The 15,600-nt window shown below is 66.7% G+C and carries 13 protein-coding genes and 2 tRNA genes; 8 read left to right on the top strand and 7 right to left on the bottom strand.

Translation table 11 applies throughout. The annotated features are described in order from the left end of the window. Nucleotides 1-95 precede the first annotated feature (95 nt). From gyrA to A5784_RS04860, 5 genes are all read left to right on the top strand, one after another. Nucleotides 96-3,872: an intein-containing DNA gyrase subunit A gene (gene gyrA / locus A5784_RS04880; RefSeq protein ID WP_064942881.1), complete on the top strand. Its 3,777-nt coding sequence runs from the start codon at nt 96-98 to the stop codon at nt 3,870-3,872. 52 nt (nt 3,873-3,924) lie between these two features. After that, on the top strand, nt 3,925-4,842 hold the full coding sequence (locus tag A5784_RS04875) for a DUF3566 domain-containing protein (protein ID WP_064942879.1): 918 nt from the start codon (nt 3,925-3,927) through the stop codon (nt 4,840-4,842). A 59-nt stretch (nt 4,843-4,901) separates the two neighbouring features. Next, nucleotides 4,902-4,975, top strand: a tRNA-Ile gene (locus A5784_RS04870). Between the two features lie 162 nt (nt 4,976-5,137). Beyond that, nucleotides 5,138-5,210: transfer RNA gene (locus tag A5784_RS04865), tRNA-Ala, on the top strand. A gap of 100 nt (nt 5,211-5,310) precedes the next feature. Further along, complete coding sequence (locus A5784_RS04860; protein WP_064942877.1) at nt 5,311-5,790, top strand: SRPBCC family protein; 480 nt, start codon at nt 5,311-5,313, stop codon at nt 5,788-5,790. 80 nt (nt 5,791-5,870) lie between these two features. On the opposite strand, the gene cwsA is transcribed toward A5784_RS04860, so the two are convergent. After that, complete coding sequence (gene cwsA, locus A5784_RS04855; protein ID WP_064942875.1) at nt 5,871-6,281, bottom strand: cell wall synthesis protein CwsA; 411 nt, start codon at nt 6,279-6,281, stop codon at nt 5,871-5,873. 101 nt (nt 6,282-6,382) lie between these two features. On the opposite strand from cwsA, the gene A5784_RS04850 reads away from it, so the two are divergent. After that, on the top strand, nt 6,383-6,928 hold the full coding sequence (locus tag A5784_RS04850) for a peptidylprolyl isomerase (protein ID WP_197514638.1): 546 nt from the start codon (nt 6,383-6,385) through the stop codon (nt 6,926-6,928). Nucleotides 6,929-6,997: 69 nt separating this feature from the next. On the opposite strand, the gene A5784_RS04845 is transcribed toward A5784_RS04850, so the two are convergent. Both A5784_RS04845 and crgA read right to left on the bottom strand, forming a co-directional pair. Continuing rightward, nucleotides 6,998-7,405 (bottom strand): PH domain-containing protein, encoded by a 408-nt coding sequence (locus A5784_RS04845; protein ID WP_064942870.1) that lies wholly within the window; start codon nt 7,403-7,405, stop codon nt 6,998-7,000. 155 nt (nt 7,406-7,560) lie between these two features. Beyond that, nucleotides 7,561-7,845, bottom strand: coding sequence for a cell division protein CrgA (gene crgA, locus A5784_RS04840; RefSeq protein ID WP_064942868.1), 285 nt, complete (start codon nt 7,843-7,845; stop codon nt 7,561-7,563). Between the two features lie 94 nt (nt 7,846-7,939). On the opposite strand from crgA, the gene A5784_RS04835 reads away from it, so the two are divergent. Continuing rightward, complete coding sequence (locus tag A5784_RS04835) at nt 7,940-8,689, top strand: DUF881 domain-containing protein (RefSeq protein ID WP_064942866.1); 750 nt, start codon at nt 7,940-7,942, stop codon at nt 8,687-8,689. Nucleotides 8,690-8,706: 17 nt separating this feature from the next. Then, nucleotides 8,707-9,381: an aminodeoxychorismate/anthranilate synthase component II gene (locus A5784_RS04830; protein WP_064942865.1), complete on the top strand. Its 675-nt coding sequence runs from the start codon at nt 8,707-8,709 to the stop codon at nt 9,379-9,381. Here the strand turns inward: A5784_RS04830 and pknB are convergent. The 4 genes from pknB to A5784_RS04810 all read right to left on the bottom strand — a co-directional run bounded on the left by pknB (nt 9,359) and on the right by A5784_RS04810 (nt 15,456). Beyond that, nucleotides 9,359-11,239, bottom strand: coding sequence for a Stk1 family PASTA domain-containing Ser/Thr kinase (gene pknB / locus A5784_RS04825; RefSeq protein ID WP_064942863.1), 1,881 nt, complete (start codon nt 11,237-11,239; stop codon nt 9,359-9,361). The two genes, A5784_RS04830 and pknB, sit on opposite strands and share 23 nt — an antisense overlap. Next, complete coding sequence (locus tag A5784_RS04820; protein ID WP_064942861.1) at nt 11,236-12,483, bottom strand: protein kinase domain-containing protein; 1,248 nt, start codon at nt 12,481-12,483, stop codon at nt 11,236-11,238. The genes pknB and A5784_RS04820 overlap by 4 nt, the downstream gene beginning before the upstream one ends. Before the next feature lie 82 nt (nt 12,484-12,565). Further along, on the bottom strand, nt 12,566-14,044 hold the full coding sequence (pbpA, locus tag A5784_RS04815; RefSeq protein ID WP_064942859.1) for a D,D-transpeptidase PbpA: 1,479 nt from the start codon (nt 14,042-14,044) through the stop codon (nt 12,566-12,568). Next, nucleotides 14,041-15,456 carry an FtsW/RodA/SpoVE family cell cycle protein gene (locus A5784_RS04810; RefSeq protein ID WP_064942857.1) on the bottom strand — a complete coding sequence of 472 codons (1,416 nt, stop codon included), beginning with the start codon at nt 15,454-15,456 and terminating at the stop codon, nt 14,041-14,043. The genes pbpA and A5784_RS04810 overlap by 4 nt, the downstream gene beginning before the upstream one ends. Between the last annotated feature and the right edge of the window lie 144 nt (nt 15,457-15,600).

The raw sequence follows: 15,600 nt of genomic DNA, 5'->3' as shown, positions 1-15,600 counted from the left end.
CGCGTCTCAGGGTGCTGAGCTACTGACCAACTAGACTTTGGGGGTTGCCCGTGGCTGCTCTGGTCGCCCGGGCGTGCCTGACGAACGAGGATTAGATGACAGACACCACGTTGCCGCCTGGCGACGGCGCCTCAGACCGCGTCGAACCGGTCGACATTCAGCAGGAGATGCAGCGCAGCTACATCGACTACGCCATGAGCGTGATCGTCGGCCGCGCGCTGCCGGAGGTGCGCGACGGTCTCAAACCCGTGCACCGCCGGGTGCTCTACGCGATGTACGACTCGGGCTTCCGCCCGGACCGCAGCCATGCCAAGTCCGCGCGTTCGGTTGCCGAGACAATGGGCAACTATCACCCGCACGGTGACGCGTCGATCTACGACACCCTGGTCCGGATGGCCCAGCCGTGGTCGCTGCGCTACCCGCTGGTCGATGGCCAGGGCAACTTCGGCTCGCCGGGTAACGACCCACCGGCCGCGATGCGTTATTGCGTCACCGGTGATGCGCTGGTCCGTCTGCCGATGGGTCATTCGGTGCGGATCGCCGACGTCGTCCCCGCGGCGCGGCCGAACACCGAGCATGTGATCGATCTCAAGGTTGTCGATCGACACGGCAATCCGGTACTGGCGGATCGGCTCTTCCATTCCGGCGAGCATCAGACCTACAAGGTCACGACGGCCGACGGGTACACCGTCACGGGTACGAGCAATCACCCGTTGCTGTGCCTCGTCGATGTGGCGGGCGTGCCGACTCTCCTGTGGAAGCTGATCGAGGAGATTCGTCCCGGGGATCGGGTTGCGATCCAGCGCACAGCGCCGGCTGAGTTCGGTCCAGCGGACTGGCACGAGACGCTCGAGGCACTGCTGCTGGGCGCCTTTGTCAGTGAAGGTTTCGTGTCCGAGAGTCGGGCGGGTTTCAACAATCTCGACCGGGATTTCTTCGACATCGTTGTCGCCGCCTATGACGCTGTCGTAGGCGGGCCGAGGTATGTGTCGTCGCGAACGATTGCGTCAGGGTCCACCCTGCACGAACTCGATGTGCATAACCTGCAGGCGCTCAAGGCCTCCCGGCTCGGCGACATGATTGGCCAGCGATCGGCAGACAAGGCCGTGCCGGAATGGTTGTGGCACTCGGCGACAGTGGTCAAGCGCGCCTTCCTGCAAGCCCTTTTCGAAGGGGACGGATCGTGCTCGGCGTTGCCGCGCAACACGATTCAGGTGTCGTACTCGACGCGCAGTGACCGGCTGGCCAAGGACGTCCAGCAGATGCTGCTGGAGTTCGGAGTGGTCTCGAGCCGCTATCGGCATGCCACCGGTGAGTACAAGGTCGCGATCACCAACCGTGCTCAGGCGGAGCTCTTCGCCGCACAGATCGGCTTCGGTGGCGCCAAGCAGACCAAGCTGCAGGAAATCCTGTCGGCGCTGCCTGCGGCGGCCAAGGGTCTCGACGGCGATCACGTGCCGGGTCTTGGTGAGTTCATTCGGACCCACGGTGGTGGCCGCTGGGCTGACAAGGAGTGGCTGCGCAAGCACAACATCGACCGTCTCGATCGGTGGCGGCGCCATGGTGCCGAGATCCTTTCGCACATCGCCGATCCCGACGTCCGCGCCATCGCGTCTGAATTGACCGACGGCCGGTTCTATTACGCCGAGGTCGAATCGGTAACCGACGCAGGCGTGCAGCCCGTGTACAGCCTGCGGGTCGACACCGAGGACCACGCGTTCATCACCAACGGCTTCGTCAGCCATAACACCGAAGCGCGGCTGACTCCGCTGGCTATGGAGATGCTGCGTGAAATCGACGAGGAGACAGTCGATTTCATTCCGAACTACGACGGTCGGGTGCAGGAGCCGACGGTTCTGCCGAGCCGGTTCCCCAACCTGCTGGCCAACGGTTCGGGCGGTATCGCCGTCGGTATGGCCACCAACATCCCGCCGCACAACCTGCGTGAGCTGGCCGAGGCGGTGTACTGGTGCCTGGAGAACTACGAGGCCGATGAAGAGGCCACCCTGGCCGCGGTGTGCGAGCGGGTCAAAGGTCCCGACTTCCCCACTGCCGGTTTGATTGTCGGCTCACAAGGGATCGAGGACACCTACAAGACGGGTCGCGGTTCGGTCCGGATGCGTGGCGTCGTCGAGATCGAGGAAGACTCCCGCGGGCGCACCTCGATCGTCATCACCGAGTTGCCGTATCAGGTCAACCACGACAACTTCATCACCTCGATCGCCGAGCAGGTGCGCGACGGCAAGCTGGCCGGCATCTCCAACATCGAGGATCAGGGCAGCGACCGCGTCGGCATCCGAATTGTGGTGGAGCTCAAGCGCGATGCCGTCGCCAAGGTGGTGCTGAACAACCTCTACAAGCACACGCAGCTGCAGACCAGCTTCGGTGCCAACATGCTGTCGATCGTCGACGGTGTGCCACGCACCCTGCGGCTGGATCAGCTGATCCGGCTGTACGTCGACCATCAGCTCGACGTCATCAACCGGCGCACCCGGTATCGGTTGCGCAAGGCCAACGAGCGGGCCCACATCCTGCGTGGTCTGGTCAAGGCGCTCGACGCACTCGATGAGGTCATCGCGTTGATCCGGGCATCGGCCAACGCCGACGTCGCCCGGTCCGGCTTGATGGAGCTCCTCGACGTCGACGAGATCCAGGCCCAGGCCATCTTGGACATGCAGCTGCGCCGGTTGGCTGCTCTGGAACGTCAGCGCATCGTCGACGATCTCGCCAAGATCGAAGCCGAGATCGCGGACCTGGAAGACATCCTGGCCAAGCCCGAACGGCAGCGGGCCATCGTCCGCGACGAGCTGGCCGAGATCGTCGAGAAGCACGGCGACGACCGTCGGACCCGGATCATGCCGGCCGACGGCGAGGTCAGCGACGAGGATCTGATCGCCCGCGAGGATGTGGTCGTCACGATCACCGAGACCGGGTACGCCAAGCGCACGAAGACCGACCTTTACCGCAGCCAGAAGCGCGGCGGCAAGGGCGTCCAGGGCGCGGGCCTCAAGGCCGACGACATCGTCAACCACTTCTTCGTGTGCTCCACGCACGACTGGATCCTGTTCTTCACCACGCAGGGCAGGGTGTACCGGGCCAAGGCCTACGAGTTGCCCGAGGCCTCCCGTACCGCGCGCGGCCAGCACGTCGCCAACCTGCTGGCCTTCCAGCCGGAGGAGCGCATCGCTCAGGTCATCCAGCTCAAGAGCTACGAGGATGCGCCGTACCTGGTGCTGGCGACCCGCAACGGTCTGGTGAAGAAGTCGAAGCTCACCGACTTCGACTCCAACCGGTCCGGCGGCATCGTCGCGGTGAATCTGCGTGACGGCGACGAGCTGGTCGGTGCCGTGCTGTGCTCGGCCGAGGACGACCTGCTGTTGGTCAGCGCCAACGGGCAGTCCATCCGGTTCTCGGCAACCGACGAGGCGTTGCGGCCGATGGGCCGGGCCACGTCCGGTGTGCAAGGCATGCGGTTCAACGAGGACGATCGCCTGCTATCGCTCAACGTGGTCCAGCCGGACACATATCTGCTGGTCGCGACGGCGGGCGGGTACGCAAAGCGCACTGCGATCGAGGAGTACACGGTCCAGGGCCGCGGCGGCAAGGGCATCCTGACGATCCAGTACGACCGTCGCCGTGGCAACCTTGTCGGAGCGTTGATCGTCGACGACGAGACCGAGCTGTATGCCATCACCTCAGGCGGGGGCGTCATCAGGACCGCAGCCCGTCAGGTTCGCAAGGCCGGGCGGCAAACCAAGGGGGTCCGCTTGATGAACCTGGGTGAGGGCGACACACTGATTGCAATTGCGCGCAATGCCGAAGAGGAACCGGATGCGGAAGAAACCGAGTCCGCCGAGTCCTCTGAGACGTAACGCAGCCGCCGAGGCAACACCTGGCCCTCGGCCTGAGCTAAGGAGCTGTTAGGTGACTTCACCGAGCGAGCCGGGGTACCCGCGTACGGGCGACCGGCCCGGCAGCGGTACCAACGGCTCAGGATCCGAGGGCGGGGGCGTCGGCAACGTGCCCCGGCCGACGGGCAACATCACCGAGACGGGTGAGGTGCCCCCGTGGCAGCGAGGCAAGGCCGTCCGACCCGCCGCACATTCGGCCGAGCCGCGTGAAGACAGTGGCCGCAGTTCTGGGAGCCACTCCCCCGGCGTCGAGGCGCGGTTGCAGCGCTTCGTGTCGGGCGCGGATGGGGTCGAGGTCGAACGGCAGCGTCCCGAGCCACCTCGCCCTGAGCCACCTCGCCCCGAGCCGGCCCGCCCTGAGCCGCCTCGTCCCGAGGCACCTCGCGCCGACTCGTCCCGGTCGGAACCGGGACGCACCGAGGCCTACGCCAGCGAGCTGCCTGACCTGTCAGGGCCCAGCCCACGGCCCCCACAGCGCAAGGCTGCTGAGGCGCCTGCCGCGTCACGCTCGTCGTCCTCGGGTGCAACCAGCCGCATCCAGGTCGCGAGCCGCACGTCCACCAAGGGACCCATCCGGGCCAGCATGCAGATCCGCCGGGTGGACCCGTGGACCGTGCTGAAGGTGGCCCTGGTGCTGTCCTCGGCGCTGTTCTTCGTGTGGATGATCGCGGTCGCGTTCCTGTACCTCGTGCTCGGCGGTATGGGCGTGTGGAGCAAGCTCAACAGCAACGTGGGCGATCTGCTGACCAGCAGCGGTGGCAATGCCGGCGGCGAACTCGTGTCCAGCGGCACGATCTTCGGTGGCGCGGCGTTGATCGGCCTGGTGAACATCGTCGTGCTTACCGCCATGGCCACGATCGGCGCGTTCATCTACAACCTGACCACGGACCTCGTCGGCGGCGTGGAGGTGACGTTGGCCGACCGGGATTGATCCGGTTTGGGAGACAGGGCATCGGTACGGTAATCTCGTCGCTCGGTCGTCCCCAATAAGGGCCTATAGCTCAGGCGGTTAGAGCGCTTCGCTGATAACGAAGAGGTCGGAGGTTCGAGTCCTCCTAGGCCCACGGAACCGGCATTGCCGGTCGTGTCGGTACTGCCCAACCGGAGGTCCACCATGAAGTTGGTGTTGGCACTCGCGGTGGCAGCTGTGGCGGTGATCGTGTGGCGATCCCGACATGGCGCAGAGGTGTGGCACCAGGCGGCAGAGCCGTCCTGATCCCAGGCACGGGGCCTTAGCTCAGTTGGTAGAGCGCTGCCTTTGCAAGGCAGATGTCAGGAGTTCGAATCTCCTAGGCTCCACAATTTTTCACGTGCCAGTCGCGAAATCGTTTGCGGCTGAACGCATCCACCAACCGGCTTCGGGGCGGACGTTGCCAGGGTCGGCTCAATCCCGACGGCGATGGATAATCCAACGGTGCCGCCATTGGAATTCACTGACTCAATCCACGTCTCAGCCTCGCCGGAGGCCGTCTACGCCGCCGTGTCCGACGTGACCCGCACCGGCGAGTGGAGCCCGGTGTGCAAGGAGTGCTGGTGGGACGAAGGCTCCGGACCGGAAGTCGGCGCCTGGTTCACGGGCCGCAACGTCACGCCCGAACGGGAGTGGCAGACCCGCAGCAAGGTGGTGGTCGCCGAACCCGGACGCGAATTCACCTGGGAGGTCAACGACGGGTGGGTGCGCTGGGGCTACGCGATGGCGCCCGAGGACGGCGGTACCCGGCTGACCCAGTCCTGGGTGTTCCTGGAACGGGGTCTGGCCGGGTTCCGTGAGCGATTCGGTGCCGACGCAGACGCTCAGATCGCAGCGCGCAGCGACGCCGCGTTGTCCGGTATCCCCGTGACCCTCGCGGCCATCAAAGCGGCTGTCGAACGAGCCTGACGACCGCCAATTCGACGCAACGGTCGTGAAACCCGCGTGGGCGGCGACCTTTTCGTCGAATTCGGCGCACCCAAACGCCGCTACGGCTTGGGAGCGACCTCGACGCTCGGGGGCAACGTGGCGGGCGGCTCCGGCCGCTTGGTGCGACGCACGACGGAGAAGGCCACCGCTCCCCCGGCCAGAACGGCAGCAGCCAGCCCGGCGATGAGCCAGGGCCTGCGCCTGTGCTTGGGCTTGGCCGGGGTGACATCGGCGAGCAGCTCGGGGAGAACCTCCGGCAGTGCCTCCAGCTTCTCCGCCACAGCGGCCAGCTGGCGGCGCAATTGGCCGTCCTGGTAGCGCCTGCGGGCGCTCGCACCGGCCGCCGCGGCCGCCTGCATGCCCAACCCCGCAACGCCCCGCGAGATGTCCACCGGGCCCACCGCGGTGTACTTAAGGCCGCGGGCCAATCGTTGGTTGGGAGCCAGCCGGTCATGGGTCGTCGCGGTCATCTCGCACCTTTCTGCCGCCGTGGAAAGCTGCTCCCCAGACTGCCATCCCGGTGGCGTTCGGGTGGGTAACTGGCGGGTGCCGGTTAGCGTCGCGGACCGTAGTGGCAGACTCAACCCCCGTGACGAGTCCCATTCAGACCGCGACGGCGACACTGCACACCAACCGCGGTGACATCAAGATCGCACTGTTCGGAAACCACGCTCCCAAGACCGTGGCCAACTTTGTCGGGTTGGCGCAGGGCACCAAGGACTACAGCACCGAGAACGCCTCGGGTGGCACGTCCGGTCCGTTCTACGACGGGGCCGTTTTCCACCGTGTCATCGACGGCTTCATGATCCAGGGCGGCGACCCGACGGGTACCGGCCGCGGCGGCCCGGGCTACCAGTTCGCCGACGAGTTCCATCCGGAACTGCAGTTCGACAAGCCCTACCTGCTGGCCATGGCGAACGCGGGCCCCGGCACCAACGGCTCCCAGTTCTTCATCACGGTCGGCAAGACGCCGCACCTGAACCGCAGGCACACCATCTTCGGCGAGGTCGTCGATCCTGAGTCGCAGAAGGTGGTCGACACGATCGCCACCACCGCGACCGATCGCGGTGACCGTCCGACCGAGCCGGTCGTGATCGAGTCGGTCACCGTGTCCTGACCTTCTAACGTCCGCTATACGACGCGACGCCCTCGTACGCGGGGGCGTCGCGTCGTGTGTGGGGACAGATCAGTATCCGGCTGCCTTGAGGGCGTCGAGGACGTCTAGCGGCTCGGTTCCCAGGTCCCACCGGGTGAAGACGACGAGCCGGTCGTCGACGGTGTCGACCTCGAGCAGTCGGACCTTCCGCCCGATCCGCCGGAACTCCGTGATGCGGATCGACCGGATCTCATTGCGGCGAAGTAATCGGGTGCGCCACCAGCCGCCGATGGCCAAACCTTCACCGGTGATTGCCAGCTTTGGGCGTGCGCGCAACGAGAAGCTTGCAAACGTGAGCAATCCCACCCCGGCAATGCCGGCCAGGACACGTCCCGGTGAATCTGTGATGAGCATCACAGCCGCTGTAGCCATCATAAGTCCGGCTATGCCGCAAGCTGTGATTCCCAATGTCGACGGGCTCCACTGCGTTTGCTGCACGGGTTCTTCACACCCTCTTACCGTGGCTAATGAAGTTATCCACAGGTGCTATCCACAATGGGGATGAATCACAACGGTGTGATTGGAGGGCGGCAACGTTGCTGAGTCCGTAACCTTCGGATCGTAAGATGAATTCATTATGAGGTCGGCGTAGCTCAGTGCCAGCGCATCGTGAGCAACAGACCGGTGATCATGAAAGCAAACGCGATCGCGTAGTTCCACGGACCGAGGTCGGCCATCCACCGCAGGAACGACGGGGTGTCGATCGGATTGGTGGCAGCGAGCTGGAATACCAGCAGCCAGATCAGACCGAACAGCATCAGTCCGATAAAGAGGGCCACGAACCAGACGCTGGACGGCCCGGCCTTGACCTTGACCGGTGTCCGGCTCACCGGCTTGATGGTGAAGTCGTTCTTCTTACGGACTTTGGACTTGGGCATGGGTACCTTCACGGACAGTCGGCGTCACACGGTGCGACGATGGAGCAGGATGCTTCACGACACTAACGTAGCTGCACGTCCAGGAGAGAAATCGATGGACCGACCCGACCGATCTCGGTGGCGCTTCGGCGTGCCGGTGGTGTGCCTGCTGGCCGGTCTGCTGCTGGCCGCCACCCACGGCGTCTCCGGCGGCGGTGAGATCCGTCGCAGCGACGCTCCACGCCTCGTGGACCTGGTGCGCGAGGCCCAGCAGTCGGTCGAACGGCTCACCGCCCAACGCGACGCGCTGGCCGGCCAGGTCGACAGCCATCACGGTGGAACGCCGGGTTCGCACGCCGCGCTGGCGGCTATCACCGAACGCGCCGACGCGCTGGCCGCCGAGGCCGACGTGACCCCGATGCGCGGTCCAGGCCTGGTGGTGACGCTCAACGACGCACAGCGGGACGCCCAGGGCCGATTCCCACGCGACGCGTCTCCCGACGATCTGGTGGTGCATCAGCAGGACATCCAGGCCGTGCTCAACGCACTGTGGAGCGCAGGCGCAGAAGGCGTCCAGATGCAGGACCAGCGCATCATGCCCGGCTCCGCGCCGCGATGCGTCGGCAACACTCTCCTGCTCAACGGCCGCACCTACAGCCCGCCGTATGTGATCACCGCGATCGGCGACGCCGGCGCCATGCAGGCCGCGCTCGCCGCAGCCCCGTTCGTCACGCTGTACAAGCAGTACGTGGTGCGGTTCGGCCTGGGCTACACCGAGGAACCCCGCGCACAGGTCGACCTCGTGGGGCACACCGGGCCGGTCCGCATGCGGTATGCCCAGCCGGCGGGCCCGATCGGCTATTGAGCCGGTAACCTGGGCCGATGCAGGTTCTGGTCGTCGACAATTACGACAGTTTCGTGTTCAACCTGGTCCAGTACCTGGGCCAGCTCGGGGTGCACGCGCAGGTCTGGCGAAACGACGACGCGCGGCTGGCCACCGAGACGGACATCGCGAAGGCCGCGCAGGACTTCGACGGGGTGCTGCTGAGCCCCGGGCCGGGCACGCCGGAACGTGCAGGCGCATCGATTCCTCTGGTGCGGGCCTGTGCCGAGGCAGGCACTCCCCTGCTGGGCGTGTGCCTGGGACATCAGGCCATCGGCGTCGCGTTCGGCGGCACCGTCGACCGGGCACCCGAATTGCTCCACGGCAAGACCAGCGTGGTCCATCACGCCGATGCCGGTGTGCTGCAAGGACTTCCGGATCCGTTCACGGCCACCCGCTACCACTCGCTGACGATCCTTCCCGACAGCGTACCCGCCGAGCTCGAGGTGCTCGGGCAGACCGACAGCGGCGTCATCATGGCAGTCCGTCACCGCGAGTTGCCGATCCACGGCGTGCAGTTCCACCCCGAATCGATCCTCACGGAGGGCGGGCACCGGATGCTGGCCAACTGGCTCGGCATCTGCGGCTTCCCGCCGGACGAGAACCTCGTGCGTCAGCTCGAGGACGAGGTCGCCCGCGCGGTCGCCGCTGCTACGACGCGAACGCCAGTGTGATCGGGTCCGCGAAGTTCACCGGCGTCCCCGGCGACGGGCTCTGTGTCACCACCGCGTTGGTCCGCTGACCGCTGTTGGACACATCCGGAGCGCGGTTGAGCTGACCCGTCCAGCCGTAGGCGTTGCGCAAGTTGGCCTCGACATCGGTCCAGAAGCCCCCGCGCACGTCGGGCATGATGAACTGGTTGCCGCGCGACACCCGCAACTGGATCAGGGTGTCCACCGGAACGTTCTGGCCCGCAGCCGGCTCGACCCCGACCACCTGGCCCTTGGGCTGCGGGCTGTCGATATCGACCGTGACGGTGTTGGGGAAACCGGCGGCATTGATGATCTGCTTACACACCTCTGGGCTCTGCCCGGTGCAGTCGGGCACGAGCTTGCTGCCCGGACCCGAGCCCACCGCAATGGTGATCTCGTTGGTGATCGCCGCCGTCTGGTTGGCGGGCGGCACGGTCGCGATCACCTTGTCCTTCTGCTCCGGCGTCGACGCGCTGGGCGTCTCCTTGGTCTTGGTGAAGCCGGCCTTCTTGAGCTTGTCCCTGGCCTGCGCCGGCGTCAGCCCCGTGACGTCGGGCACCAGCGCCTGCTGCGGCCCGGTCGAGACGACGATGGCGACGTCATCGCCCGCGCTGGCCTGCGAGTTGGCCGCCGGGTCGGTGTTGATGACCTTCTCGGGCGGAACCGTGTTGTCCGGCTGACGGTTGATATGGGTGCGGAAGCCGCGGTTCTGCAGCGCCGCCACCGCGTCGTCAGCGGTCTGGCCCGTCACATCCGGCACCTGCACGTCGCGCGGGTGGTCGCCGATCATGTTGATCGCCACCGTCACCACCACCGTGAGCACCGCGAGGACCGCCACCGCGATCAACCAGCGGCCGATCGAGGCGTTGCGATCGCGGCCGGCAGCCGTGGGCTGGATCGGCGCGGGCATGTGCTCGGTCGGTGCGCTGAAGGACATCGGGCCGGACTGCGTCATCATCGACGTGCGTTCGGCGTCGGTGAGCACCTTGGGCGCGTCCGGCGCCTCGCCGCTGTGCACCCGCACCAGGTCGGCACGCATCTCGGCCGCCGACTGGTATCGGTTGTCGGGATTCTTGGCCAGCGCCTTGAGCACCACCGCGTCGAGTTCGGGCGGGATGCCAGGGTGGCGCGTCGACGGCGGGACCGGATCCTCGCGGACGTGCTGATAGGCGACCGCGACAGGCGAATCACCGATGAAAGGTGGCTCCCCCGTGAGGATTTCGTACAGCACGCAGCCCAGTGAGTAGACGTCGGAGCGAGCATCGACGGACTCGCCGCGCGCCTGCTCCGGCGACAGGTACTGCGCGGTGCCGATGACCGCGGCGGTCTGCGTGACGCTGTTGACGTCGGCCAACGCGCGCGCGATGCCGAAGTCCATCACCTTCACAGCGTTGTTCTTGCTGATCATGATGTTGGCCGGCTTGACGTCGCGGTGGATGATGCCGTGCTGGTGGCTGAAGTTCAGCGCCTGGCAGGCGTCGGCGATGATCTCGATGGCCCGCCGCGGCGGGATCGGCCCGTCGTTGTGCACGATGTCGCGCAGGGTGACGCCGTCGACGTACTCCATCACGATGTAGGGCAGCGGCCCGTTGGGCGTCTCGGCCTCGCCGGTGTCATAGACCGCGACGATGGCCGGATGGTTCAGCGCCGCGGCGTTCTGTGCCTCGCGGCGGAAACGCAGGTAGAAGCTGGGATCGCGAGCCAGATCCGCGCGCAGCACCTTGACCGCGACGTCACGGTGCAGGCGCTGGTCGCGGGCCAGATGGACTTCGGACATGCCGCCGAAGCCGAGAATCTCACCGAGTTCGTATCGGTCGGAAAGGTGCTGAGGGGTCGTCATTGCAGTATCTGTTCCGGGGCAGCGGATTGCTGCGGCGCGATCACGATGAATCCCGCCGAAGGCAACGCTGCCGGCGACTGGAAGGGCGTCGTCTGCGTCACGGTGTTGGTGACCGTGGGCGGCGGCGACTGTTGCTCTTTGCGATCCTGCGCGTTGAGCACGATCAGGATCGCGATGACGATCGCCAGGGCGCCGAGCACGCCGGCAGCCCACAACAGAGCGCGCTGGCCGGACGAGAACGTCCGGCGCGCAGGCGCGGGTCGATGCGTGCCGGTGCTGGTGCGAGGCCTGGCAGCGGTCGCCGGAGCCCGCCCGGTCATATCCGCCGCGGCCCGGGCCTGCGCGGCCGACGGCACGGCCGCAGGTGCCGCGCGGCCCAGCGTCGGGGCCTGGTTGGGGCGCGGTGGACGCCTGCCGGAACGCACTGCGGCAACGGCGTCGGCGAACGGCCCACCGGACTTGTACCGCATGCCGGGATTCTTGACCAGCGTGATCTCGATCAGCTCGCGCACGTTGGGCGGCAGATCGGCGGGCAGCGGCGGAGGTGTCTCCTTGATGTGCTTCATCGCCACCGTCAGCGCGCCGTCACCGGTGAACGGGCGCTTGCCTGACACCGACTCGTAGCCGACGACACCCAGTGAATACACGTCGCTGGCGGCCGTGGCGTCGTGACCCAGCGCCTGTTCGGGGGCGATGTACTGGGCGGTGCCCATCACCATGCCGGTCTGGGTGACGGGTGCGGCGTCGACAGCCTTGGCGATACCGAAATCGGTCAGCTTCACCTGGCCGGTCGGGGTGATCAGGATGTTGCCCGGCTTGACGTCGCGGTGGACCAGGCCCGCGGTGTGGGCGACCTGAAGAGCACGCCCGGTCTGCTCGAGCATGTCCAGCGCGTGCCGCAACGACAGCCGCCCAGTGCGTTTGAGTACCGAGTTCAGCGGTTCGCCGTTGATGAGTTCCATCACCAGATACGCGGTGCGGCCCTCGCCGTCCAGCTCCGTCTCGCCGTAGTCGTACACGCTGGCGATGCCTGGGTGGTTCAGCATGGCCACGGTGCGGGCCTCGGCGCGGAAGCGTTCGACGAACTCCGCGTCCGTCGAGAACTCGGCCTTGAGCACCTTGACCGCGACGCGGCGCCCCAGCCGGGAGTCGACCGCCTCCCACACCTGGCCCATACCGCCGGTGGCGATGAGTCGCTGCAGCCGGTACCGGCCTGACAGCGTGACACCGACCCGGGGGCTCATGCGCACACCTCCCAGACTCGGTTGACGCATGCCGAACCGATGATCCGCTCGCGCGAACTCACGATCCGCCCGCAAGCGTCACTCATGATCCCTCCCGCAGGGCCGCCGCAATGGTGGCACGTCCGATCGGGGCGGCCAGTGCGCCGCCGGTGGCCGACAACCGGTCCCCGCCATCCTCGACCAGCACCGCGACCGCGATCTTGGGGTCCGTGGCCGGCGCAAAAGCGATATACCAGGCATGCGGCGGAGTGTTACGGGGGTCAGTCCCGTGCTCTGCCGTACCGGTCTTCGAAGCGATCTGCACGCCGGCGATGGCTCCCTTCTGCTGCGTCACCTGCTCGGCGCCGACCATCAAGTTCGTAAGTGTAGCGGCGACCTGCGGTGACACTGCCCGGCGCTCTTGGGCGGGGGCGGTGGTGCTGATGGTGGCCAGGTCGGGTCCCTTCAGGCTATCGACCAGGTAGGGCCGCATGGCGACACCGCCGTTGGCGATGGTCGCGGCCACCACCGCGTTCTGCAGCGGGGTCAGCGCCACGTCACGCTGCCCGATGCTGGACATGCCGAGTGCCGCGCCGTCGTCGATGGGTCCGACGGTGGATTCGGCGACCTGCAGCGGGATGGCCGGAGGCGAGGTATCCAGGCCGAACGCCTGAGCGGTGCTCTTGAGCTTGTCGGTGCCGGTATCGATACCCAGCTGCACGAACGCGGTGTTGCAGGACTTGGCGAACGCCTCGCGCAGCGACACCGTCGCACCCGGACCGCATTGGGCGCCGCCGAAGTTCTCGAGCGTCGCGGTGCTGTCCGGCAGATTGGTGCGCGCCGCCGAGGTCAGCTGAGTGTCCGGGGTGGCCCCGGCCTGCAGGGCGGCCGCGGTGGTGATGACCTTGAACGTGGAGCCCGGCGGATAGGTTTCCGAGATCGCCCGGTTGAGCAGCGGTGAGGCCGGATCGTCGCGCAGTTTCTGCCAGGCCGCGGCTTGCGCGTTGAGGTCGTGCGACGCCAGCAGATTGGGGTCGTAGGACGGCGACGACACCATGGCCAGGATCTTGCCGGTAGACGGCTCCAGCGCCACCACAGAGCCCTTGCACGGGCCGTTGTCGCAGCCGTTCTGCATGGCGTCCCAGGCGGCCTGCTGGACCTGTGGCTTGATGGTCGTGTCGACGTTGCCGCCGCGTGGGTTGCGGCCGGTGAAGAAGTCGGCGAGCCGACGGCCGAACAGCCGCTCGTCGGAACCGTTGAGGATGGTGTCCTCCGCGCGCTCCAGGCCTGTGCTCGAGTAGCCCAGCGAGTAGAAGCCGGTGACCGGCGCGTAGACCAGCGGATTGGGGTAGACCCGCAGGAAGCGGAACCGGTTGTCGGTGGACACCGAGTAGGCCAGCAGCTGTCCCCCGGCGGTGATCTGGCCGCGCTGGCGGGAGTACTCGTCGAGCAGCACCCGCTGGTTGCGTGGGTCGGCTCGCAGACCGTCGGCCGTGAAGACCTGGGTCAGGGTGGCGTTCGCCAGCAACAACACGATCAGCACCATGATCGTGACGGCAACACGGCGCAGCGAGGTGTTCATACCTTCTCGATCACCTCGGTTTTGGCCGCGGCGATCGGAGTGGCGTTGGGTTGCCGGGTGGTGGTGATCGGGCGACGGGCGCCGTGCGAGATGCGCACGAGGATGGCCAGCAGCACATAGTTCGCCAACAGCGACGAGCCGCCGTAGGACATCCACGGCGTGGTCAGGCCGCTCTCGGGGATGAGCTTGGTGACGCCGCCGACGACGATGAACAGCTGGATCGCCAGCGCCGAGGACAGTCCACCGGCCAGCAGCTTGCCGAAGCTGTCGCGTACGGCGATGGCCGTGCGCATGCCGCGGATGATCAGGATCGTGTAAAGCATCAGCACGCCGGCGAGCCCAACCAGGCCGAGTTCCTCACCGATCGCGGAGATGATGAAGTCGGTCGAGGCCTCCGGAACCGTGCCGGGCTGTCCGTTGCCAAGACCGGTGCCGAAGATGCCGCCGGTGGCGAAGCTGAACAGCGATTGCACCATTTGATAGCCGGCGCCGTCGGGATCGGCGAACGGATCCCACCAGTTCTGCACCCGCACCCGGACGTGAGCGAAAATGTGGTACGCCACAACGCTTCCCGCGGCGAACAAGGCGAGGCCGATCACGACCCAGCTGAGCCGTTCGGTGGCGATGTAGAGCAGCGCCAGAAATGACGCATACAGCAGAAGTGAAGCGCCCAAGTCTTTTTCGAAGACCATCACGCCGACCGATGCGATCCACGCCAGCAACAGCGGAGCCAGGTCGCGGGGCCGGGGGAGGTCCATACCGAGCACGTGTTTGCCTGCGCTGGTGAACAATTCGCGCTTGGCCACCAGTACGGCAGCGAAGAATATGAGCAGCAGGATCTTGGAGAACTCGGCCGGCTGAATCGAGAAGCCGGGGAACTGAATCCAGATCTTGGCGCCGTACTGCTCGGAGTACTTGGCCGGCAGGATCGCCGGAATCACCAGCAGCACAAGGCCGGTCAGTCCACAGACGTAGCCGTAGCGGGCCAGCATGCGGTGATCGTGCAGAAAGATGACCACCACGGCGAAAACCGCGACTCCCACCAGGGTCCACAGCATCTGCTGGTTGGCGGTGCCGCCCAGACCGCCTGAGCTCGCGGTCCCTTCGGCGAGGTCGAGGCGATGGATCATCACCAGGCCCAGACCGTTGAGCAGTGCGACCACGGGCAGCAGCAGCGGATCGGCATAGGGCGCGAAGCGGCGCACCGCCAGATGGGCGACGCCGAAGAGGGCAAGGTATCCGACCGTGTAGCGCAGCAGATCCCAGGTGATGCCCTGTTCCTGGTTGGCCTCGACGATCAAGAGCGCGACAGTGGTGATCAGTGCCGCGAACCCCAGCAGAAACAGTTCCGCGTTGCGCCGGTTGGGAAGCGCCGGCGTCACGGTAACCGGTGACTGGGGTTGGGTGGTCATGACACCGCCCGGCAGTCCGTCCCCGGTACCTGCGACGGGGGAGGTAGCGCTGTCGCGGTGGGCGTTGCTGGCGGCGCGGGCTCCGGGGACACCGATTCGCCCGGTGGGCGCGCAGGGGGCTCTGCCGACGCCTCGGTAGAGGGC

Origin of the sequence: Mycobacterium sp. 852013-50091_SCH5140682, assembly GCF_001665685.1 — a bacterium.
Classification (GTDB): domain Bacteria; phylum Actinomycetota; class Actinomycetes; order Mycobacteriales; family Mycobacteriaceae; genus Mycobacterium.
The sequence above is the reverse complement of the archived record's forward strand: the minus strand, read 5'-3'. Positions and strand labels throughout refer to the sequence as shown.

Bases quoted from the DNA above. Each gene is read 5' to 3' on its own strand.
- crgA (WP_064942868.1), bottom strand. From the start codon at position 7,845: ATGCCCAAGTCCAAAGTCCGTAAGAAGAACGACTTCACCATCAAGCCG.
- A5784_RS04830 (WP_064942865.1), top strand. From the start codon at position 8,707: ATGCAGGTTCTGGTCGTCGACAATTACGACAGTTTCGTGTTCAACCTG.
- cwsA (WP_064942875.1), bottom strand. From the start codon at position 6,281: ATGACCGCGACGACCCATGACCGGCTGGCTCCCAACCAACGATTGGCC.
- A5784_RS04810 (WP_064942857.1), bottom strand. From the start codon at position 15,456: ATGACCACCCAACCCCAGTCACCGGTTACCGTGACGCCGGCGCTTCCC.
- pbpA (WP_064942859.1), bottom strand. From the start codon at position 14,044: ATGAACACCTCGCTGCGCCGTGTTGCCGTCACGATCATGGTGCTGATC.
- gyrA (WP_064942881.1), top strand. From the start codon at position 96: ATGACAGACACCACGTTGCCGCCTGGCGACGGCGCCTCAGACCGCGTC.
- A5784_RS04820 (WP_064942861.1), bottom strand. From the start codon at position 12,483: ATGAGCCCCCGGGTCGGTGTCACGCTGTCAGGCCGGTACCGGCTGCAG.
- A5784_RS04860 (WP_064942877.1), top strand. From the start codon at position 5,311: ATGGATAATCCAACGGTGCCGCCATTGGAATTCACTGACTCAATCCAC.
- A5784_RS04835 (WP_064942866.1), top strand. From the start codon at position 7,940: ATGGACCGACCCGACCGATCTCGGTGGCGCTTCGGCGTGCCGGTGGTG.
- pknB (WP_064942863.1), bottom strand. From the start codon at position 11,239: ATGACGACCCCTCAGCACCTTTCCGACCGATACGAACTCGGTGAGATT.